Annotated in this window: 18 protein-coding genes; 9 read left to right on the forward strand and 9 right to left on the reverse strand. The window is 44.3% G+C overall.

Going from position 1 to position 22081, the window contains the following annotated elements; all coding sequences use genetic code 11:
* Positions 1 to 837 precede the first annotated feature (837 nt).
* Complete coding sequence (locus tag IQ263_RS17425; RefSeq protein ID WP_228050132.1) at positions 838 to 3609, reverse strand: diguanylate cyclase domain-containing protein; 2772 nt, start codon at positions 3607 to 3609, stop codon at positions 838 to 840.
* Positions 3610 to 4107: 498 nt separating this feature from the next.
* Here IQ263_RS17425 and IQ263_RS17430 point away from each other — a divergent pair, with 498 nt between their 5' ends.
* The 3 genes from IQ263_RS17430 to IQ263_RS17440 all read left to right on the forward strand — a co-directional run bounded on the left by IQ263_RS17430 (position 4108) and on the right by IQ263_RS17440 (position 8946).
* Positions 4108 to 4791, forward strand: a complete 684-nt coding sequence (locus tag IQ263_RS17430; protein WP_194068738.1) for a methyltransferase domain-containing protein — start codon at positions 4108 to 4110, stop codon at positions 4789 to 4791.
* Between the two features lie 339 nt (positions 4792 to 5130).
* A complete protein-coding gene (locus tag IQ263_RS17435) occupies positions 5131 to 6339 on the forward strand; it encodes an AAA family ATPase (RefSeq protein WP_333195000.1) in 1209 nt (402 codons plus the stop codon).
* A gap of 396 nt (positions 6340 to 6735) precedes the next feature.
* Complete coding sequence (locus tag IQ263_RS17440; protein WP_333195001.1) at positions 6736 to 8946, forward strand: PAS domain-containing sensor histidine kinase; 2211 nt, start codon at positions 6736 to 6738, stop codon at positions 8944 to 8946.
* A gap of 185 nt (positions 8947 to 9131) precedes the next feature.
* Here the strand turns inward: IQ263_RS17440 and IQ263_RS17445 are convergent, their stop codons facing one another.
* On the reverse strand, positions 9132 to 9284 hold the full coding sequence (locus tag IQ263_RS17445) for a hypothetical protein (RefSeq protein WP_194068740.1): 153 nt from the start codon (positions 9282 to 9284) through the stop codon (positions 9132 to 9134).
* A 55-nt stretch (positions 9285 to 9339) separates the two neighbouring features.
* On the opposite strand from IQ263_RS17445, the gene IQ263_RS17450 reads away from it, so the two are divergent.
* A complete protein-coding gene (locus IQ263_RS17450) occupies positions 9340 to 9633 on the forward strand; it encodes a TIGR03792 family protein (protein ID WP_194068742.1) in 294 nt (97 codons plus the stop codon).
* A gap of 349 nt (positions 9634 to 9982) precedes the next feature.
* Here IQ263_RS17450 and IQ263_RS17455 read toward each other — a convergent pair whose 3' ends face one another.
* On the reverse strand, positions 9983 to 10195 hold the full coding sequence (locus tag IQ263_RS17455; RefSeq protein WP_106147613.1) for a hypothetical protein: 213 nt from the start codon (positions 10193 to 10195) through the stop codon (positions 9983 to 9985).
* Positions 10179 to 10418: a BrnT family toxin gene (locus IQ263_RS17460; protein ID WP_228050134.1), complete on the reverse strand. Its 240-nt coding sequence runs from the start codon at positions 10416 to 10418 to the stop codon at positions 10179 to 10181. The genes IQ263_RS17455 and IQ263_RS17460 overlap by 17 nt, the downstream gene beginning before the upstream one ends.
* A 795-nt stretch (positions 10419 to 11213) precedes the next feature.
* Here IQ263_RS17460 and IQ263_RS17465 point away from each other — a divergent pair.
* The gene (locus IQ263_RS17465) at positions 11214 to 11477 is read left to right on the forward strand and encodes a hypothetical protein (protein ID WP_194068744.1); all 264 of its coding nucleotides are present in this window, start codon (positions 11214 to 11216) and stop codon (positions 11475 to 11477) included.
* 139 nt (positions 11478 to 11616) lie between these two features.
* Here IQ263_RS17465 and IQ263_RS17470 read toward each other — a convergent pair whose 3' ends face one another.
* From IQ263_RS17470 to IQ263_RS17485, 4 genes are all read right to left on the reverse strand, one after another.
* Entirely contained in the window at positions 11617 to 11922 is a 306-nt protein-coding gene (locus IQ263_RS17470) for a type II toxin-antitoxin system VapC family toxin (RefSeq protein WP_228050135.1), read from the reverse strand.
* A 1-nt stretch (position 11923) separates the two neighbouring features.
* Positions 11924 to 12145: a type II toxin-antitoxin system VapB family antitoxin gene (vapB, locus tag IQ263_RS17475; protein WP_194060845.1), complete on the reverse strand. Its 222-nt coding sequence runs from the start codon at positions 12143 to 12145 to the stop codon at positions 11924 to 11926.
* Between the two features lie 245 nt (positions 12146 to 12390).
* Positions 12391 to 13077 (reverse strand): restriction endonuclease subunit S, encoded by a 687-nt coding sequence (locus IQ263_RS17480; protein WP_194068746.1) that lies wholly within the window; start codon positions 13075 to 13077, stop codon positions 12391 to 12393.
* Positions 13074 to 14732 carry an HsdM family class I SAM-dependent methyltransferase gene (locus tag IQ263_RS17485; RefSeq protein WP_194068748.1) on the reverse strand — a complete coding sequence of 553 codons (1659 nt, stop codon included), beginning with the start codon at positions 14730 to 14732 and terminating at the stop codon, positions 13074 to 13076. Before IQ263_RS17485 ends, IQ263_RS17480 begins: the two co-directional genes overlap by 4 nt.
* A gap of 277 nt (positions 14733 to 15009) precedes the next feature.
* Here IQ263_RS17485 and IQ263_RS17490 point away from each other — a divergent pair, with 277 nt between their 5' ends.
* A complete protein-coding gene (locus IQ263_RS17490) occupies positions 15010 to 16386 on the forward strand; it encodes a helix-turn-helix domain-containing protein (RefSeq protein WP_194068750.1) in 1377 nt (458 codons plus the stop codon).
* A gap of 252 nt (positions 16387 to 16638) precedes the next feature.
* Positions 16639 to 16899, forward strand: a complete 261-nt coding sequence (locus tag IQ263_RS28650; protein ID WP_228050136.1) for a Panacea domain-containing protein — start codon at positions 16639 to 16641, stop codon at positions 16897 to 16899.
* A 541-nt stretch (positions 16900 to 17440) separates the two neighbouring features.
* Here the strand turns inward: IQ263_RS28650 and IQ263_RS29405 are convergent.
* The gene (locus IQ263_RS29405) at positions 17441 to 17575 is read right to left on the reverse strand and encodes a hypothetical protein (RefSeq protein ID WP_255512998.1); all 135 of its coding nucleotides are present in this window, start codon (positions 17573 to 17575) and stop codon (positions 17441 to 17443) included.
* Between the two features lie 376 nt (positions 17576 to 17951).
* Here IQ263_RS29405 and IQ263_RS17500 point away from each other — a divergent pair, with 376 nt between their 5' ends.
* Both IQ263_RS17500 and IQ263_RS17505 read left to right on the forward strand, forming a co-directional pair.
* A complete protein-coding gene (locus IQ263_RS17500; RefSeq protein WP_194068752.1) occupies positions 17952 to 18833 on the forward strand; it encodes a hypothetical protein in 882 nt (293 codons plus the stop codon).
* Between the two features lie 585 nt (positions 18834 to 19418).
* Positions 19419 to 21521, forward strand: a complete 2103-nt coding sequence (locus tag IQ263_RS17505; protein WP_194068754.1) for a M3 family metallopeptidase — start codon at positions 19419 to 19421, stop codon at positions 21519 to 21521.
* Positions 21522 to 22081 lie beyond the last annotated feature (560 nt).

The raw sequence follows: 22081 nt of genomic DNA on the forward strand, positions 1-22081 counted from the left end.
TTGGTAAAATGGAGGTAACATTTTCTATAGATGGGGTTGTTTAACGATATTGACCCCATCTTTTTTTACCATAAATCGGTCAAACCTTTGTTAGCTATGGGTTTTAACGGGGTTGTCACCCCGTCAGCTTTTTGCGTCGAGAAACCCGTTTTTTTACAGTGGAATAGCACGGTGCTTTATTCCGTACCTTCCCCTTTTTCCAGCCGGGGGACTTTCCCCTATGTTTAGGCATTTTCGCGGCAGTACCAATATCAACTAAAAGCCACAAAACAGGTCAGTCGAGTTAAATTGATCAGCTTCAGATTGCTCTAGTGAGTCGATTCTCGATCGCTAAATCCCTAGCCAGCCAGAGTTGCCAACTCATCAATGGCATTAAATCGCTCCACCGCTCAGATTGTTCGGAAGTTCTCAAGTTAGGCAATTTTCAATGTAATCGTTGCTTGACCAATCGATACCAACGATCGACTCCAAAACGCCGTAAATACTTAAACCAAATAATTTCGCTTGGGTAGAGTTCGCTCTCCCACAAAAGCCAACCATAAGGGTAGAAACGGCTGACTGTTTGACATCGGCTTCATTCTTTCGGCGAGAATTCAATTGACTCTCTGTCGAGTGGCATGATTCCTATTGCTTCTTAACTCTGCTTTAAAGATAGAAGTCCTGACTGCGAACCAGGATTTAAGGACTTCTCTGATGGCTGCAAACCTTTTTTTATAATAAACTAGCAATTGCACTCAATCGCAGACAAAATTGAATTATCTGAGTCCATCGGTGTTAATCCGCTGGAAATCTGCGGTTAACAGAGCAAATATTTATGCAGCCCAACTCTAATAACTATTATGCTTCAAATGCGGCAACCGAAACCCGATCGCGCCCTGCAGCTTTCGCCCGATAAAGCGCCTCATCGGCGATCGCAATTAACGCCCCCGGCTGCGACATCGGTGCTGGAATGCAGCAAGCCACACCCAAACTCAGCGTCACGTATTCGCTGACACTAGACTTGGCGTGAAGTATCTCTAAATCCCTCACCTGTCGGTTGATAATTTCAGCTACGCAAGTGGCACCATCAATATCAGTATTCGGCAAAACTATGGCAAATTCTTCTCCACCGTAACGCGCAACTAAATCAGCCGATCGCTTTACCGGACGCTGGAGAACTGCAGCCACCTGTCGCAAACATTCATCCCCCGCTTGGTGCCCGTAAGTATCGTTATAAAGTTTGAAATAATCGATATCGCACATAATCAAAGACAGCGGTGCTTCTTCCCTCGCCAAACGTCGCCATTCCGTATCGAGATAGTCATTAAAAAAGCGACGGTTTCTTACATCAGTCAAACTGTCGTAAGTTGCCAAATATTGCAAGGATCTATTCACCGTTTCTAACTGCCGTTTTTGCTGCAGCAACTGACGATTGAGCACCGTCAATTGCTGTTCGGCTGCGTGGGTTCTGAGCAAATTTCTTACCCTCGCCAGCAATTCCCTCTCGTCAAAAGGCTTTGCAATATAATCGTCAGCACCCGCATCCAAACTTTCGATCCGAGCTTCCATCCCCGATCGCGCTGTCAAAAAGATTACCGGAGTCGAATTCAATTCTGGCGTATTCCGAATCTCCTTGAGCAGATCGAGTCCATTTTGTCGGGGCATGATTTGGTCGCTCAAAATCAAATTTGGGCGCAATTGTTTGGCTTTTTCTAAACCTTCAATCCCGTCCACAGCCACGGCAACTCGATAGTACGGAATTAATAAATTTTGAAGGTAATCGAGTAAAAAATTGTTATCTTCTACTACCAGCAACAGGGGTAATTCTTGTCTATTATTTGTTAATTTATTTGGATAAATTGTGCGGTCAAAATTGTGAGAATCCGGCGGCGAGGACGGAGGCGCGATCGCCCGGACATTTCCCGCGCCGCAATCTTGGCAGCTAAATCCAGTCTGTCCAGCCAATTGGACGATCGCGCTCACCAACTGATGCGGGGACACAGGCTTCGACAAATACCTCTGAAACCCCGCAGAGAGCGCCGATCCATCGTCATCCCCCAGGTCTTCCGTGAGCGCCAACGCCGGCAGCAGTTCCCTGTCCTGGGACATTTCCATTGCTCTGACACGACGGATCAAATCGCAGCCGTCGGCTTCCGACACCGCCATATCGCTCACCAACACGTCTGGCCGCGACTGTTCCAACTCGGCGATCGCTTCGCCGGCGCTAGCCACCGCTGTTACCTTAGCTCCAAATGCTTCCAGACCAGTTTTCATACATTCGCGGATCTCGGCGCTGCTTTCAACCACCAACACTTGCTTTCCCGCTAGGGGTTTGGAAACCTGTCCTGATATACCTTCCATTGCGCCCAGCGCAGCATTGTGGGCGATCGGATTTTTGCTGTTCGCCACCGGTAGCTGCACCTCAAAGGTAGCCCCCTGTCCGATTCCGGGACTCTGGCCCCAAACATTTCCCCCGTGCAGTTCCACCAACTGCCGCACAATGGAGAGTCCCAAGCCGAGCCGGTTTTGTTCCTTGGTTTGGAAGCTATCTGTGGGGCGGAAGTAGTCAAAGATGTACGGCAGATATTTGGGGTCAATCCCGCAACCGCTGTCGCTGACGCGAATCAGCGCGCCCGACGCAGTAGGTTCGATCTGTATTTGGACTAGACCGGGGGCGGAATCCGGGGTAAATTTGATGGCGTTAGCAAGTAAATTCCAGACTACTTGCTGCAAGCGTTCTGCATCTCCCAAAATGTAGGTGACAGCGGGGTCAAAATCTGTTTCTATGCGGATGTTTTTGGCTTCGGCGGCGGGGCTGAGGGTGTCGATCGCCGATTCGACGACAGACGGGAGGTGAACCCTGCCGACGTTGAGGTGTATTTTTCCGCGCAGCAGCCGCGAAAGATCCAGGAGATTATCTATTTGCTGGTTCTGCAGTCTGGCGTTGCGCTCGATGATTTCCAAAGCGCGGCTGGTAGTGGCTTCGTTTAACTTGCGCGATCGGGCTAGCTGTACCCATCCCAAAATCGCGCTCAGGGGCGATCGGAGTTCGTGGGAGGCGACCGCCAAAAATTCGTCTTTTGCCTGGTGGGCTTGAGCTTGAGCTGCTTCAACGGCTTTGCGATCGGTGATGTCGAATCCGATCGCCAAATACTGACAGGGTTTTCCCTGAAAATCCAACAGCGGAACTACTGCTGCATAAACCCAATAATCGCTGCCATTCTTAGCTTGGTTCTTAATTTCTCCTTGCCAAACTTCACTTTTGGCAACAGTTGACCGCAAATTTTTGATCAATTCCGAAGACTTATATTCCGAGTAGAGAATTCCGAAATGGCGACCGATCAGTTCAGCGCGCGAATAGTTAGATATGCTACAAACTCGATCGCTGACGTAGTTGATAATTCCTCGGGCGTTTGTCCTCACCGCCAGTGCTGCTCGGTCGATCGCTCCTTTAAAATCTAAACATTCTTGTAGCGACAACTCTACTTCTTTTGTCATATAATTTTGGTTTGGGCGATCGGGCGCGTTTGGTTGCTGGCGATCGGTCTTATTCTTGCTCCGCTGTTGGATTTCCATTGCTTCTATTTTTCCCTGACGGCTGACAGCTAATCTACTCACATCCTGATTCATTATCACTGTTTTGTTCCCCGCAAATGGGTGCAATATTTTGTATTTATTCATTATTAAAATTCGGCCGTCCGCACATCCAATAAGGAGTCACTTCAGATTTTATTGATTGTTGGGCAAAATTTTGTCAATCTGAGGGCAGATTTTCTCGAATTTTACCGAATTGGGCCATCTGTAACAATTCTCAACTTTTTTCTCACAATTTGCCTGTCGCATCTACCTTAAAATTTCTTCTTCCCGAGGCTTCTGGGTTTCCCGCATTCTGCCTCACCTTTACTCAAGCATATCGATGTCGGAGCTTAACATTTCTCAAATAACTGGCAGGGAAAAAGCCAACAAAGTCCGTGTCTGGCGATCGTCGGGAACTTCTGTTAAATTATTTTCTTCTACATCTTGACAGTCCTGTAAATATTATGTATTATCGAATGTAGTATATTTAACAAGAGACCAGACCAACTGCATTAACGCACTCAAGTATTAACAGGTAGAGAAAAATTGTCTGTGAATTTAAACTATGTACGCGAGGAATTTGAACAAAGAGCATTTGATTATGACAGTTTAATTCCCCGCCTCATTCCGCACTATCGCGAGCAACAGGATTTAATACTGCAGTTAATACCTTTTGAAACCAATGCTAACATACAAGTTCTGGATTTAGGCGCGGGGACTGGCATACTGTCGGCTCTGATTATGCAAGCATTTCCTCAAGCCAAAGTCCTAGCCTTTGACATGGCGGAAAATATGCTGAAAATTTGTCAAACTAACTTGTCCGCTTTCGGAAAACGCCTGACATTGCAGCAGGGAAATTTCGCAGAAGATGATTTCGGCAGCGGTTACGATTTGGTAGTTTCAGGGTTAGCAATCCACCACCTAGACAGCGCCGGGAAACAACAGCTATTTCACCAGCTTTTTCAGTCAATGAATCCAGAGGGAATCTTGCTAATTCGAGACATTGTGACAGGTGCTACTCCCAAGCTGACGGAGCAATACGAAAAGTTGTGGCGGCAGTACATGAAAGCCAGCGGAGAAGATGATGCAGCCTGGTTTCAAAACTATTTAAAAGAAGATATTCCTTCCTCTGTGGAAGAGCAAACAAAGTGGCTTGCAGAAGCAGGTTTTGCCGACGCAGCCTGTCACTGGCGCTATCTAAATTTTGCTATTTTTGGCGGAGTTATCCGAAAGTAGTTTTTGTAGGGCGCACCGGTTGACGAGTACGAGTAACTTTTGTTACTAATTTTGAGTATGGTAATTTTGAAACCAAGCTGCGCCAAAGAATTTTGTTTGCTTGAACTTTGAAAAATTGGAATGTTAATCGGAAGCTTGGGTTCAGAATTCAAACACTCTTTGCTGTGGATGCCGCAGCAATGCAGCTTGACGGCTGTACATTTTACTGTTCGGATAACCAAGTTTGGTTAGTAGATTTTGTGCCTCCGAATTATCTCAAAGTCAATTGATAAATCTAGTGTTTTTGTGGAAGATGTGCGCGGAAGCTTTTAAAATAAAAGTAAGTAGGAGTTGCAATAAGTGAGTGCTGAAGATATGAGCGATCGCCAAAACAATTTTACTCAAAATAATCCTCAAAATCGAGGGTTGCTCGGCTCTGGCTGGCGACCTCTCTACCGTCAATTTGATTTGGAACACCTGCTGCATTTAGCATCGAGCGATCCGGTCGAATTAGCTCAAAAAACTTTAGATGCAGCTAGCGATATTGCCGACGCAATGGGGCGACATCAATATACCTGGTGGGCAAATATCTTAAATGTATTCTCGGAAAATACTCGCTACGAAATTGATGAATTTTGGGATTACATTACTCCGCAGCCAGTTTACCCGGATTACCGCTCCAAAGACGTTTTAGTTACTGAAACGCCGGTGGTGCAGTTTGTCAGCCGCGCTAGCATTCCCATTGACTATGTTCTCAACAAACTGCAAGAGATTACTGTTTTTAAAGTTCTGAATTTGTTGGGGAAACCGGATGCGATTACTCAGTCTTGTATGGAGCGGCATTTTTCTTATCCGCCGGAGCGGTTTGTGAGCTGGGAACGCTTGGAAGTTTTGGGTACTGTTTATGCTTATTGGGAGCGATGGGGCTGTTGGCTGCAAATTGACAGCTACGATAGGGGAAGACGCTGCTACACTCTGATTTGTAAAGATATTGCGCCGCTCGTTAGCAAGGCTACTTACAATTTGGCGGTGATTTTGAGCGGGTACAAAAGCCGCGTGGGACAGGTTCACAGTCAGTTTCCTATTCGGACGTTTTCTGCGGATGTTCAAAGTTTTACGGATACGGTTCAGCAGGCAATTCTCGACCAAAATCAGTTGGCTGTTTTGGTTAGCGGTGAACCGGGGACTGGCAAAACTGCTTGGACGCAAGCGGTAGCAAAGGAGATTTTGGTGCCGCTGGGTTATGTGATTTTTATTTTAGACCACGATGCTGTGGAAAATTTTGTGCCGCCGAGTTATTTGGAGCGGATTTGTATCATTATTAACGAGGCTGATAATTTGGCTCAAGATCGATCGACCGATGCGGCCCAACGCACTAACAAAACTGAACATATTTTGAGTTTGCTGGATGGAACTTTGTATCAAAGTGTTATGGATGAACACGGCATTCAATTTCAGCAAAAACTCGTAGTGTTGATGACTTGCAATACAACTGAAAGATTTGATCCTGCAATGTTGCGGAAGGGGAGAGTGGATTTTACCAGTGAATTTACGCAAAAATTTGTGTAATTTAATACAAAATACTGACAAAAAATTTAAATAATTGCACGAGCTGGACTTGTTACCAAACCTCACAATTCTGAAGATTTCTTCAGAATTGAAAAATTAAGGTAAAATTTTTTTGAGTACCTATAGACACATTTCGTGAAAAATGATATGAATGATGGGTGAGACCCTCTAAGGGTATCACCCGAGAGAGCAAATCAGGGAAACAGCATTTTTAATCAGAAACAGAATTTTTCTAACTTGACCGTCCTAAAAACGATACAGGCTGCGGCAGGGCTGTCGCGGCATCCCAAATTTTAGAAGCAAGTTCAAGCTCCAGTGATTCATCTGTGGAGTTTATCCAAAATCTCAAAATTCAAAACTCAAATTGACTGACAGTTATGGAGGAAATCCCAAACCGTGCAAACACTCGCCAGTTCAGCAACAAAGTCGGAGGCTGGGAAGGTCTGCCGACGGGAAAATTTCGATCGCCCACCAGCATCCCCAGAGGCAGACGTGTTGGAGAGTAAAGAGCGATTTCGGCGGTTGGTGGAGCGCTCCGCCGACTCCGTAGCAATGGTAGATTGTGAAATGCGCTACCTGTCGGTTTCTAGTCGCTGGGAAACAGATGGCGCGATCGGCTGCGGTGAGGCGATCGGCCGCTCTCATTGGGAACTGTTCCCGAATCTCCCGGAATATTGGCAACAAAATGCTCGCGCTTGTTTGACTGGAGTTTTGGAATACAGCGAGTTTGTGACAGGACGATCGCCCGTATGTGAAGCAGAACAAATCGAAGGCTGTGGCAGCGGGCGGGTAAAATGGGTATTTTTGCCCTGGAAAAATTGCTCTGGTGCGATCGGCGGTTTGATCCTGTTTGCCGAAAAGATAGCTGAGGAACTCGCCCCAAAAAATGGCTACCATAAATTAACCTCAAATGTCAAAACCCCGCAGTTAGAAATCAAACGAAAACTAACTCCCATTGCCCTCGACAATGCTGCGGATACAGTTTTTTTTACAAGTGCCGAAGGTCAAATTTGCTACGCGAACAAAGCCGCTTGTGATCTTTTCGGTTACTCGGAATCGGAACTGCTAAACCTGACAGTTAGCGACATCGATTCGCAGTTTTCAGTATCGGATTGGCCGGAACTCTGGGAGAAACTCAAACAGCAAAGCAACTTCACTTTTAAAGCCACTTACAAAACCCGAAACGGTGCCTGTTTTCCCGTCGAAGTTAAAGTCAATTATTTAGAATACGGCGGTTGTGAATACTGCTGCGCGATCGCCAGAGACATTTCGGCTCGTATCGCAGCCGAATCAGCGCTTTTAGAAGCAAAAGAGCAACTTCAAGCCGTCTTGGATGCCGTACCCGGATTAGTTTCTTGGGTAAGTTCCGATTTGCGTTACTTGGGAGTAAACCGACATTTAGCTACTGCTTACCAAATGCCGGCCGAAATATTTTCTGGTCAGAAAGTTGGTTTTTTAGATACAAGCCCTAAATTTAACGATTTAGTATACGATTTTTTTGCCAGCCCCCAAAAGAAGACATCTCAAGAAGTAATAACAAACATCAGAGGAGAAGATAAAACTTATTTAATAGTCGCTCAAAAATATCATAAAAATACGGCGGCGGTATTTGTGGGATTGGACATTACAGAAAGCAAACAATCTCTATTCGCTTTGCAAGAGTCGGAAGAACGTCTGCGGCAGCAAGCGGCGAAATTAGAGCAAACTTTGTTAGTTTTGCAACGAACTCAAACTCAACTGATCCAAACTGAAAAGATGTCTAGTCTGGGGCAGTTGGTAGCAGGAATAGCGCACGAAATAAACAATCCAGTGAGTTTTATTTCCGGGAATGTCAGCCACGCCACGGGCTACATTCAAGAACTCTTGAAGTCGATCGAGCTTTACCAAAAGCATTATCCCGATCCGGTGGCAGAAATTCAAGATTGGATGGAAGACTTAGACTTAGATTTCATCAAAAAAGACTTGCCAAAACTGCTAAATTCAATGAAAGTAGGTTCCCAAAGGATTCGGGATGTTGTGCGATCGCTCCGGTTGTTCTCGCGTACTGACGCAGCCCAAATGAAGCCTGTAGATATCCACGAAGGTTTGGACAGCACTGTACTAATTTTGCAAAATCGTCTGCAAGCTAAAGGCGGACGACCGGGAATTTCTCTAGTTAAGGAATACGCGGATTTGCCGCGAATCCGCTGCTATCCGGGACAGTTAAATCAAGTGTTCATGCACTTGTTGACAAATGCGATCGACGCTTTGGAAGAAGGAGGAAGAAATCCCCAAAGGTGTGGTACAATCCAAAGTCAGTCTTTATTGTCTGCGGGCGGCTCGGAAACTGAAATATTCAATCCAGAAATTCGGATTCGGACGTTTTTGGTAAGTTCAAGCGAAGTTGCGATCGCAATTAGCGACAACGGCCCGGGGATGACGGAAGAAGTTCTCGACTGCATCTTTGATCCTTTATTTACCACTAAATGTCCAGAGACGAGCACAGGTTTGGGTCTGGCAATATCGCAGCATTTAGTAGTAGAAAAGCATGGCGGCCAGTTGCAGTGTGTTTCTCGTCCGGGACAGGGAACTGAGTTGATCGTTAAAATTGCGATCGGTAACGATTAATTTGCCTCACCCAAAGCTGGACTTATTGTACCGGTTATAAATAGTGCGTCAAACCTTTTTTGCGTAACTCATATTTAACCACCTGAAGAATCTGGGTTTTGCATTTAATAGTGCTGTCCCCCGATTTTTGGCAATAGACTAGCAATTGCATAAATCGGAAAATACCCTAAAATCATCTGCGTCAATCAGTGTTGCATCTGCCCGATATCTGCGGTTTCTGGATGGAGAGAAGACTTCTGCAACTCAAGACTATTGCACCGCTGGCTAACTCCATAAAAAATCCTTTTTTTCAAAGCCGGAGATGCTCCATAAGCGCCCTGTGCGACGGTAGAGTCCATGCTAAAATCTAAAACCTAAAATCTCAAATCGGTTGATTTATAAAGGAAAAATAATATGGTAATTGAGTGGCTGAAATTTAAAGTACCTCCCGAAAAGTGGGAGCAGTTTATCCTGCGAGATGAAGAAGTTTGGACAGCAGGACTAAAAAAAATCCCCGGTTTTTTGGGTAAGGAAATTTGGGTGGATGCGGTGGAAAATGAGGTGGTGATGTTGATCCGCTGGGAAACTAGGGAGAAGTGGAAGTCGGTGTCACAAAGCACAATCGAGGAGTTGGATACCCAAATGGGCGATTTGCAAATTGCGATCGCCGAAAGTCGCGAATATCAAGTTCCCCACTTCTTGGCTTAGTTAGTCATTAGTCATTAGTCATTAGTGATTAATCATTAGTCATTAGTGATTAGTATGGTTGGTGGGTGAGCGCTGTGACTTGCGGATGATTGTAGAGAATCAGTGAAATACAATCGGTATCCAGAATATATCGACACACAAAAATCTACCTCTACAGATAATAGGGATCGCCTTTTATTTTGGTGGGGCTCTCGCTCTTAATGCGTGAAGGGCGATCGCACTCCGTAAAACGATCGCAGTGTTTGGTATTTGGTGTCAGGGGCGATCGGGCTACCCCTTGCTTTCCACCTATGCAAGGACAGATAACCTGGAAACTTTCGGTTCTGATTTGTTGTGCTGTGTGCGCTACCTAGACAGTGACAGACTTGGCAATTTTTGCCAGCAATCGCAACGCTTCATTGACAGAAGCTGAGTCTCGAAATATTTCTGCTACGTCTGGATCGAGAATCACAACATTACTTGATTTCATATAGGCTTCATAGTATTTGCCACGGACACCACCTGAAAAATCGTATTCAGGTCTCATCTCGTCATTAATTGTTACTTCAGGTTCCTGACTCATAACTTTTTCTCTCTTGTCGGGTGGCTAAACGGGCACTGATTAAACGCACTTCACCTTCTCGTTCTGTATGGGACACAACAAAAAGGCGCTGTAAATTTGACTGACCGATCGTTAAAAGACGGAACTCACCTACAGAGTAGTTAGGGTCAGAAATTGTAATAGCCAGTGGATCTCCGAAGACAGTGACAGCTTCTTCAAAAGACACACCCATGCTTTTTGGCATTACTACTGGCTTTGTTTGAGTCCCACTGAAACTTCATATATCTATTCTACTCTCAAGCAGAAGAGGGAGGTTGGCAATTGCCTAGCTTACTGCTCTATTTTACTATTTAGGGCAAAATGGCGAAAATCAAAAATGTCAAGGTGACTGACTTCTAGGAACTCATAGACTCTGAGGAATATTGAACTGCTGCTGTAGCGCTGTCATGGCTTTCTCGACTGGAATTCCTTCACCTCGATCGAAGCTTTCGAGTCCTTTGCGGATGCCGATAATGGCTTCGAGGTAGTCGATGCGCTCCTTCTGTTGTTCGTAGGTATTGACTTTGGGGTGTGGAGGCGATTTGAGCGCACTAAGCTAAGAAGATCCGCAAGTAGTTCGTCAGGGGTGCTATCGATTGCTTGGATGAGGAGTTCTTTGATGGTCATCGCGGCATTTGGTGGAGGATTGATACACTGATTGTAACGAGTGTCGATCGATCGTTGTACGAGTTGCGATCGCACCTCCGTACAAGCATCGCAGTGTTTGGTAAGTAGTAAGACACAATTAATTACACAAAACTCTGGGCTACAAGCCTTGTCTAGTAAAGAATCAGCAAAAAATCAGTGTGTAATTAATTCTGTCCAATTACTTATTTGGTGTCAGGGGCGATCGATCTTTCATTTTAGGCGATCGGTCATCGGAAACAACAAAGGGATCTCGCTATCTATGCAAGCATTTCACTATTTAGTATTTGCTTTGGTGAAGAGTTTTGAGGTAAACTAGAATCGCTCGAAGTTTCTGGAGTCTGACTAGGAAACAATGAAACTGCGCTCGCATATTGGATGTGATGGCATATTGCTTAAACAAATGCCCGCTGAGTTTAAAGATACTTCTGTTGAAGTGGTAGTAGTTGTACAGCATCTACCATCTGAGGAAGTTAAACCGAAGTATAACGCTTGGGGAAAGGTGACTACTAAAAAATCAATTCAAGCAGCAATTGCTAGAATGCTACAACTGCGGAAAGAAATTGCTTTGGCTCAAAGCTCAATCCGTTCCATGATTGAAGAAGGGCGCAGGTTTTAATGCAGTTTGTATTGGATTGTTGTGTTTGCCTTCTTCATCATCACCACACCCGCTGAATTGGATAAGCATCAAAAGCCTCATCACGACTAATCAAAACCAGCGAATGATTCATCGTCTGTGCTACCAAAATGCGATTGCGCTAAGCGCACGCTACGCTAACGAACGGAGCTCGATGATGCAGTGGAAGACTTGTGTAAATCTCAGTATCTTCAAATGTAATTGGTAAAATTTGAGCGTTAATGTATTCCAATTCTTTTGGCAGATATTCAAACCCTCGATTCAGTTGAAGCTTGCCAACATTAATTTTAATGGAGATTTCCCACAGGCTGGCAATACTAAAATACAAACCTGTTTTAGTATCGATCGCTTCTTTGGCTTTACTACCGAGATTGGAATCGCCAAGCAAGTACCACAGAAAGGCATGAGTATCTAAAAGAAATTCCATGTTATGTATATTCCTTTAAATCTTCCAGCGGTTCATCGAAATCATCAGACATAACGATTTGACCGGCCCAGCTACCATAACCATGAGGTTGTTCAAGTTGTTCTGGAGATGATTCAGTTTTTGCGTGTTTTTCAAGTAAATATTTTGCATAATGCAATATCTCTTGTTTTAGAGATTCTGGCATCTTGACGACAGTTTGAAAAATCTGTAGATCGATAGTCATGATTTTTCTGCAATTTTTACGCTTATCATGCTTACTCATTATACTGTAATTGCAGTCAGAAGGTATTTGGTGCCAGGGGCGATTCCCTACGGGATAGCTACGCTTCACGCACCTCCGTACAATCATCGCAGTGTTTGGTATTTAGCGTGAAGGGCGATCGCTTTTTCATTTTAGGCGATCGGTCATCAGAAACAACAAAGGGATCTCAGTTTTGATGCGTGAGGGGCGATCGCTTGCAGGTCGATCTAAACTGGGGGATTGGTCTTGAGGTGTACAAGGTCTTCAAGCTGTTCACGAAAGACTCTAACTCGCTCAAATAAGGTTTTTCCAGTGTCTACTAAAGCTTCGGGAGGGGTACTGACTTCTAGGTTGGCGATACGCCCCTTAATTGCCATCCGAGCATAGAAAAAACGCCATCTTTGCCTGTTAATCTGCACCACAAACCACAGCAAATCGTTGAGGCTCATCTTGTACTTGGGCAACAAAACCCGAACTGAACTGCCACCGTTGCCCCTTGCCATAAATGACCAGGGCTGTAACGCTGCTTTGCCAAAAGCAGTAATCGTGATGCCGCCTTGCTCAAACACCTCCTCTGGAACAGGATCAATCAAGCTGATAATGCTGTTGGTCGAGTCACCACTACTGATATAGGGAATCGCGCCTTCAATATAATTTTTTTCACCTATCGAGCGTCCATTCTTAATGTCGAAGTATTTGGAAAGTGTTCCATGAGTTCCATAAGGTAATTCATTACCGTCATCCTCTTCATCTGCAACCCCAAAATCTTCAAGAACAACATCAGCCAAGTCTGGCATCAAAGTCACGGCTTCAAAGATGCCGCGCATAGCTTCACTTCGTAAACGTTCAAATTCGCGCTCTGAGAGTTTAGGTTGAGGTAGCCATTGTTGTGGACTCCACTCGATATTGCTCATGGGAGAATGTCACATCCTTCTACGACTGTGACTAATTCAGAAATCACCGTTTGACCTTTCATAAAAACATGAAATTGGTTGACAATCTCATCAATCTGATTGCCTGCTCGTTCCACACGCTTACCCTTAAGCTTTTCATATCCATCATTCCAAATTCGCGCCATGAATATTTTGTCAGTTGAGGCAAGAGGTACATGAGCTTCAGCAACCATGATCGAGGTTGGTGCAGCAGTCGGATAAAACAAGTCTTCAGGAAGGCTAATCATGGCGAGGAGTTTATGTTTGAGCAGAAAACGTTGTCGCCATGCGTTGTGATTCATATCGGCGAAAATTCCAGCATATACAACTACAGTCAATAATCCACCTGGTTCTAGTGCATCTATTGCTCGGTCAACAAATAGATACTCCGGCTCCTCGTCTTGGGAAAACGGCGGGTTTAGAAACGCTCTAGTGCATCTACGATGTACAACCGAGAAGGTATTTTCGTCAAAGCAGCTTTCGTTATAAATATGACTTTTACCATCTCCTCGAAAGAACATATTGAGCATCGAAAGCGCCCAAACAGTCGGATTAGTATCAAAACCAATAATTGAATCTTTGACCTTCTCAATTTCAGCAGCACTACGAGCTTGTTGCATCATGGCATCAAATGCAGCAACGAGAAAACCGCCTGTACCCGCAGCAATATCAATAATCCGATCTCGTACACTAACTCCAACTAATTCGGCACACATCCGCGTAATATGTCGTGGCGTAAAAACAATTCCCAGCGCATTATTGTCATAGCCATAACGCAAAAATGCTTCGTAGAACATTCCCAAAAAATCAGCATCTGTTTGTATGACTGAACGAACATTGAGGCGTTTTAGTGTATTGACAACTCGACCAATATAAGGAGCAAGGCGATTAAAATCTGCCCCGGATAAACGCAGAGCATCTTTGAGTCGTTCTTTATTTTGATTGGGTAGTTTATGTGCGTCATTAATAGCGTTGTTAACAAGTGTATTAACTGAGTTCAACGCATTAGTATTGCTTGTATCTATTTGTCCATGATACATTGCCAAAACTAAAGCACCAATAACTTTAGGACGAAGTGGAGCTTCTATTTTCGCACTGCGTAGAATACGACTCGTTTCAATTGCTGCATCAACAAATTCAGCTTGTGATGGTACACTCACTGTTGTTAATCCATTATCGGCTTTCAACGCAATTTCAACTTCTGCTTTGGTTGGAAAGGTAGTTAGGGGGAATCCATGTGAAGTGAGAGCAATCCATCCCTGATGAGTCAGAAAAGAAACACTAATTTCAAACCCTTTATCTTCTTCGCCCGCAGCACCAACCGCTACTTTGATACTGTATTTACCTGTTGTATTAATTTTATCAGCGTAATCCTCTGCTTCTTTTTGTGCTTGTTTCAGTTTACCTGCTTCATTTTTTGCCTCGACAATAATCGTGGGATCACCTACCAAACAAAAAAGAAAATCCGGGCGATCGCCTTTAAGACCAATGTTATGGAAATAAGCCTCTATTTCTTGTTCTTCTAAAACATCTCCTCCACTACTAATATGACGGAGATCCCAACCACGACGTTCAGCTTCACGCCGAACATAATAGCGACAACGATTTTCCGATCTTCGATTTTGTTTTGGAGCCATGCACTGTTAACAAGCTAACTATTAATGAGAATGCAACTGCGCTCTAACACACTGTTACAAGGTATAAAACTGCAAGCGTTCAATATCTCAATTTACGCTTTAATACTTCTTCTATTTTCCTTGTAAATCAAAGGTTTGTCTAGCCAAAAATGCTGGATTTTGTTGGCAATTTTGTTGGCTACTCCAACTCGCCTTATGTAAAAAATGTTTGTAAATGCCAGAAAATGTTGAAAAATGTTAGGTATAATACGGAAAATCACAACATCTACGATGCTGCATGAATCTTAAGGAAGTGTTAAAAATGGCTGACGAGATGGTGTTTGCAAAAACCGGTCAGCACCTCGATAACTTACAAGAGGCAATTCTGCTGGGAACCATGCAAGGTGAGAAATACACCAAAATTGCCGAGGAGATTCACTGTAACGAGAGTTATGTTAGGCAAATCGGATCGCAATTATGGCAGATAATTTCAGAAGAGTTGGGAGAAGATATTAATAAAAAAAATTTTAGATCGGCAATTAAGAGGTTACAAGTCTCTAATTCTTCAAACTTTGCACAAGACGTTGTAGCCATCGGCAATTTTAATATCTGTGGAGAAGCTAGACACCCGCAAAATATCCCAAACTCACATCCACCAAATCAAGAAACATCTAACCCACAACAAACTAAAACTTCACATCAAGATTTAAGCGAAATGCCGGAGTTGGGCAATTTCTTCGATCGCACTTCCGAACTCCAAACCCTCACAACCTGGATTCTACAACAAAACTGCCGCCTCATCACCCTCACCGGCATCAGCGGCATCGGCAAAACATCCCTAGCAGTACAACTCGTACAACAAATCAAACACGAGTTTGAATACGCAGTTTGGTACACCCTAGACGAATTCCCCACCATCGATAAATTTCAATCAAACCTAACACAGCTTTTTTCCCAGTCAGAAAACCCAGATTCACCCCCAACCAACCAGAAACGCTTACCGCTAATTAAATATTTACAACACCATCGCTGTTTAATAGTCTTGGATGACGTTCACAACCTTTTTTGTAGCGGGGAATTAGCAGGAAAGTACAAACCAAAACACGAAGAATATCGCACCCTATTCAAACAAATAGAAAAATTATCCCATTCAAGTTGCTTTCTGCTAGTCGGTTGGGAACCGCCCAAAGAAGTTCCTCAACTTACCAGCCAAAATACTCCCATTCGTACCTTACAACTCACAGGCTTAGATATCGCAGCAGCACGGGAAATCCTCAGAGATAAAGGATTAGCAGAAATCGATAACTGCGAAGCACTTATTCACCGCTACCAAGGCAATCCTCTATGGTTAAAAAGCGTGGCGACTTTGATTCAAGAGCTAGGAATCAGTGCGACTGAGTTATTAATAGATGATACCATATTGTTAGCCGAAGATTTGAAAGAAGTTTTGCAAGAGCAGTACGATCGCACTTCCGAACTAGAAAAACAAGTTATGTCATTGTTTGCGACAGAAAACCAGCCAGTCAACTTCGCCAAATTGCTACAAAACCGACAAATACCACCATCAAATTTGCTCAACGCCTTGCAATCTCTATCGCGGCGATGCTTGATAGAGAAACAGGAAAATCTTTATACTTTTTCACCTGTAATGAAGCAGTATATCAAAGGATTGTAACGGAGATGTTGCACCATTGTTAATAAACCTTTTATTTCTTAGTCTGCGGAGGCAGACTTTGTTTGACAAGAAGCGGTTTCAACCGCCCCATCATTAAGAGTGGTGACTGTGCTATCATAGAATACAAAACATATTGATTCGAGTTATAGCGTTTCTCAGAAAGATGAGGTATGCTAATTTATGCTACAAACCTTACACCACCAAGCTTTTTAAGTGAAAATTCGTACCTCATCAATGTGAAAAAGGCTATATATGACCACAATAACTACAGTCACAACAGCCTCCCAACTCGCAGATTACTACATCAGGTTTGCGAATGACGTAGGTTCCTATCTCAGCAACCACAAGCTACAAAAACTATTGTACTATGCCCAAGCATGGTATCTAGCATTTGAGGATACGCCGCTGTTTGATGAAGATTTTGAAGCTTGGGTGCACGGGCCGACTATTCCGGCTTTATTTTACGAATACAAAGAACAATTTGACTGGAAGCCAATTCTCAAAGAAGTCTAAAAACCAGAGTTTTCAGAAGAAGTACAAGAGTTTTTAGACGAGTTATCCGATGATTATTTCTTTCGGGATGCTTATGAGTTAGAATTGATGGTGCGACGCGAAGATCCTTGGATTAATGCTAGAGGTGGGTTGCCAAGAGATGAGTCTTGTCGTGCTATTATTACGAAGGAATCAATGAGAGAATTTTACAAAACCCGTGTCATAGAAGAAAATTAAAAAATCCGATATACGCCGCCAGCAATCTTTATCTAGTATCAATCGTCTAGATGTTAAAATACCGGAAAGAGTTAGTTTTTCTTTCATATATTACCAGGACGATAAAGATAAGTTTTCAAGTGGGATAATTAATGTTACCCAAATTCAGGAAACGGCAGTGCCTTGTCCTTACAATTAATCGGGTAGGGAAACGGCATTGCCGTGTCCTTCTCGGTGGCGGGGTTCCCTCAGACTAAAGAAACCGGGTTTTTTATCTAATCTGTGGTTGTAACGAAATATTTTCGCAAAAAAACCGGTTTATGGCACCCGTGGGTAAGTCCTAATTTTAAGCAAATTTTGCATAGAGAGCTAAAATAAAATTCACGCTTAAAAAGCCGACTGCGAGTACGAGAATGATAAAGATTGCGATACTGAAAATAGACTTTAGCCGATCGCCAATTTCTGGTTTTTCTGAGTTCATCGGTCAATTTTTGCTGTAAATTGGTTCCGGGAAATTGAGCAAGAATATATTGTACCAATGCAGGCACAAAAATGCAACTCCCGAACGGCTCAAAACTCCGATCGCCCTCATGAGGTGGCATTTTTCATCTAAAATCTAAAAATCGACTGGCTTTTGTAGCGATGGTCGATCGCCCAAACCAGATCGCACCCGCCTCCTGTAAAATAGAGGGCGCGCTGGGTTTTACCGTTTAACAGCCCCAATGGCGGGCGATCGCGCCTAGGTATGCCAAATACATAATAATATACCAGTTATCCTTAACCTACTCAATAAGGTAAAAATAGAAGAGTGTCACGAAATAATCTAAAACATATAACTGAAAAAAGGATATAAATCAATGCTTCACCCAGTCTCGCAACCTTACCAACAACGAGAAAATACTATGACTCAAAGAGCCGTGCGGAAGCCAAACCCCTCTGCTAGAAACCACTTAAGGCAAAGTTTTCCTCAAAGACACTGGCTGGAACTAGCAGAATACGCCTCTCTGGCGGCCTCTGGAGTCGGTTCCCTAGCGGTAGCACTGTCGGGTCAAGCTTTTTACGGAGTAGCGCCCCTCACTTTGGCTTTGTCGCTGAATGTTGCTAACCGATATCGATTCGAGCAACAAGTGCGGGTTCACCAAAATTCCGAACTAGCCAGCGTGCAAAAGTCGGTAAATAAAGTCGAAAAAACCGCGGTGACGGTAATTGTAAAATTGCGGAAGCAGTTGTCAGGAGATATTGCAACGCTGCGCCAGCAAATGGCTGCATTACCTAGAACAGAAGGCTTTGACGAATCTCTAGACATCGAGCGGCAGTTGCTGAGTTTGGGAGAATCGGTAGCTTCTTTGCAAGAAATCGTAGCATCTGCCGTGCTCAATGTCCGCGAGCAAGTAAGCCAACAACTGCAAGATTTATCCGTTGGCCAACCTGCAAATCTCGAAGCCGTGGAAGACGCGATAGAGAAACTGCAAACCGCGACAAAATGCTTGACAGAAACTGCTATCACCCAAGACGAATGGGAAGCAGTAAATACTCGATTCTTGGAAATCCAGAAAGTCATGGCAAATCTGCAAAGTCAACTGCAATCTACCCCGCACCAATTAACTCCCGATTTGTCTGCAGTCCAAGCTCAAATCTACCGTTTGGAACACGAGCAACAAGAAGTTGTGAAACCTCACCTCAAGCGTTTAATCTCGGTAGTAAAGCAGTTGCAGCATACGCAAGAAAATAGTCAGTAGTCAGTAGTCAGTAGTCAGTAGTCAGTAGTCATTAGTCAGTAGTCAGTAGTCAGTAGTCAGTAGTCAGTAGTCAGTAGTCATTAGTCATTAGTCAGTAGTCATTAGTCATTAGTCATTAGTCATTAGTCATTAGTCATTAGTCATTAGTCATTAGTCAGTAATCAGTAGTCATTAGTCAGCAGTCCTTTTACCCGAAGAGCTAAGTCGAATGGTAGTCATTAGTGATTAGTCATTTTAGCCGCTCGCGAAGCGGAAGGCTAGTTATCAGCAGACAAGATTCTATTCATTCACTCTCAAAAGTTGAAATTCATCTTTGTGAAGGGAGTATCTTAGTTTTGCAAAAAGCATTTTTTTGTATTGCGAGCATCCCCGAATAGCGAGTTGTACAATACGCTCTTCGGGGATGTTCGCACTATAATGCAAAATACCAGATGCTCCCTAAGTCATCAGTCAGAAGGAAGATTTTCGCACTCTCTTCTTCTCCCCATCTCCCGGCGGTCGTCCAAATTTTTCGACAATTGTGTTACAAAATTAAAAGGTAATCTGTCTAGTTCATCTGTTTTCAACCAGTTAGAATAAAATTAAATGACTGCAACCGTAAATATTCCTGATAACCCATTACTAATTGGCCAAGGATTGCCGACCTTTGACGCGATCGCCCCAGAGCACGTAATCCCAGCCATTACCGAACTGCTGACCGAGCTAGAAGGCTCGCTAGCTGCCTTAGAAGCATCTGTAGAGCCGACTTGGAGCGGTTTAGTAGAACCCTTACAACAGCTTGGAGAGCGCTTAAATTGGAGCTGGAGCATTGTCGGACATTTGATGGGGGTGAAAAATAGCCCGGAATTGCGATCGGCCCACGAAACAGTGCAGCCGGAAGTAGTAAAATTTTGGAGCAAAGTCAGTCAAAGCAAACCGCTTTACGAAGCTTTTAAAGCGCTGCGGGCCAACAAAAATTGGGACAACTTAGAGTCAGCTCAACAGCGAATTGTCGAAGCCGCTCTCCGAGATGCACAACTCTCCGGCGTGGGTTTAGAAGGCGAACAAAAAGAGCGTTTTAATGCCATTCAATTAGAATTGGCCGAAATTACTACTCAATTTTCCAATCACGTCCTCGACGCTACCAAAGCTTTCAGCATCACCCTCACAAACAAAGAGGAAATTGACGGTTTACCGCCGAGTTTGTTGAGTTTAGCAGCCCAAGCCGCTCGCAGTGCCGGCGCAGAAAATGCCGATGCCGAAAACGGCCCTTGGCGGATTACTTTAGACTTCCCCAGTTACGGCCCTTTCATGCAGCACAGCACTCGCCGCGAGTTGCGCGAAAAGTTGTACAAAGCTTTTATCGGTAGAGCCAGCAGTGGAGAGTTGAATAACTGGCCTTTGACCGATCGCATTTTAGCACTGCGCCAGGAAAAAGCAGCCTTGCTCGGCTTTAACAGTTATGCCGAATTGAGTCTGGCGAGCAAAATGGCTCCCGACGTTGCAGCAGTCGAAGCTTTGTTAGAAGAATTGCGCCAAGCTAGTTACAGTGCTGCTGTCAAAGATTTAGAAGAGTTGAAAGCGTTTGCGGCGGCCAAAGGTGCGCCGGAATCAGGGGATTTGAAGCACTGGGATATGGGTTTTTGGTCGGAACGGCAGCGCGAAGAAAAATTTGCTTTTAGTGCCGAAGAATTGCGCCCTTATTTTGCTCTGCCACAGGTATTGGATGGCTTATTTGGATTAGTAAAGCGGCTGTTTGGCGTGACAGTAACGGCGGCGGACGGTCAAGCTCCTGTGTGGCACAAAGATGTGCGCTATTTCCAAATAGATGATGAAGCCGGAAATACGATCGCCAATTTCTATTTAGACCCCTACAGTCGCCCGGAAGAAAAGCGCGGCGGTGCTTGGATGAACGATTGCGTGGTGCGCGCTAAATTTGTGGAAGCGGGAAAAACCATCACGCGGTTGCCGGTGGCTTATTTGGTGTGCAACCAAAGTCCTCCCGTGGACGGAAAACCGAGTTTAATGACTTTTTTGGAAGTCGAAACTTTGTTTCACGAATTCGGTCACGGTTTGCAGCATATGCTGACAACGGTAGACTATCCGGGGGCTTCTGGCATCAATAATGTTGAGTGGGATGCGGTGGAATTGCCCAGTCAATTTATGGAAAATTGGTGTTACGATCGGGCTACTTTGTTCGGGATGGCAAAGCATTACCAAACCGGGGAAACTTTACCGGAACACTATTACCAAAAACTGCTAGCAGCGCGCCACTACATGAGCGGTAGCGTCATGCTCAGACAAGTACATTTTAGCAGTATCGATATCGAATTGCACCACCGCTACCAGTCGGGCGGTAGCGAAACTGTGGCGGATGTCCGCAATCGCATCGCTAAAACTACGACTGTTTTACCTCCTCTGAAAGAAGACGCATTTTTGTGCGCTTTCGGACACATTTTTGCGGGCGGTTATGCGGCGGGCTATTACAGTTATAAATGGGCGGAAGTTCTCAGCGCTGATGCTTTTGCGGCGTTTGAGGAGGCTGGTTTGGAAGATGAAGATGCGATCGCCTCTACGGGTAAACGCTTCCGCGAGACTGTGTTGGGATTGGGCGGCAGTTTGCACCCGATGGAAGTGTTTAAAACTTTCCGGGGGCGCGAACCTAGCACTAAGGCTTTGTTAAGACACAGCGGTTTAGTTGCGGCTTAATCGACTGTGGAATATCAATCCTGGTTGTACCGTCAGGTGATTGTTGACTGTTGACTGTTGACTGTTGACTCGCGGTCGAAAAACTGAATGGTTGAGTGTTAACTGCTGACTCGATTTTATTATTTCGATGCAGCCGGAAACGATATAAAAACCGGGATTAATACGGGTGAATGTATCTGGATTAATCCCGGTTTTTTCCTGAATTCAAAGGTTTGTAGTCAGGACTTCATCAGCTAACCGGCATTTAATTTGCACGCTCCGAAAGCTCCAACCCTACACCCGACACCCCACACTCCTTTCGACAATTTCAATATGCAATTTAGAGGCGCAGCTATCCCTCTTGAGAAATCGCCAGCCGACTTTAGCTTAGGTTGAAGGCTCATCAAAGCAGCATCAGTGTTAATACTTTCAGTATAAACTGCCCTTTCCAAATATTTGCTGTAATCTATCAGTGATTATACTTAATTTCCATCAACTAGAAGTTAACTTTATATTTTGCAATATTTACGGGCTGTTTTTTCGATACAGCTAAGGCTTTTATTGGCAACTAAAAAACCTGG

Origin of the sequence: Tychonema sp. LEGE 06208, assembly GCF_015207505.1 — a bacterium.
In the GTDB taxonomy this organism is placed as follows: Bacteria; Cyanobacteriota; Cyanobacteriia; order Cyanobacteriales; family Microcoleaceae; genus Microcoleus.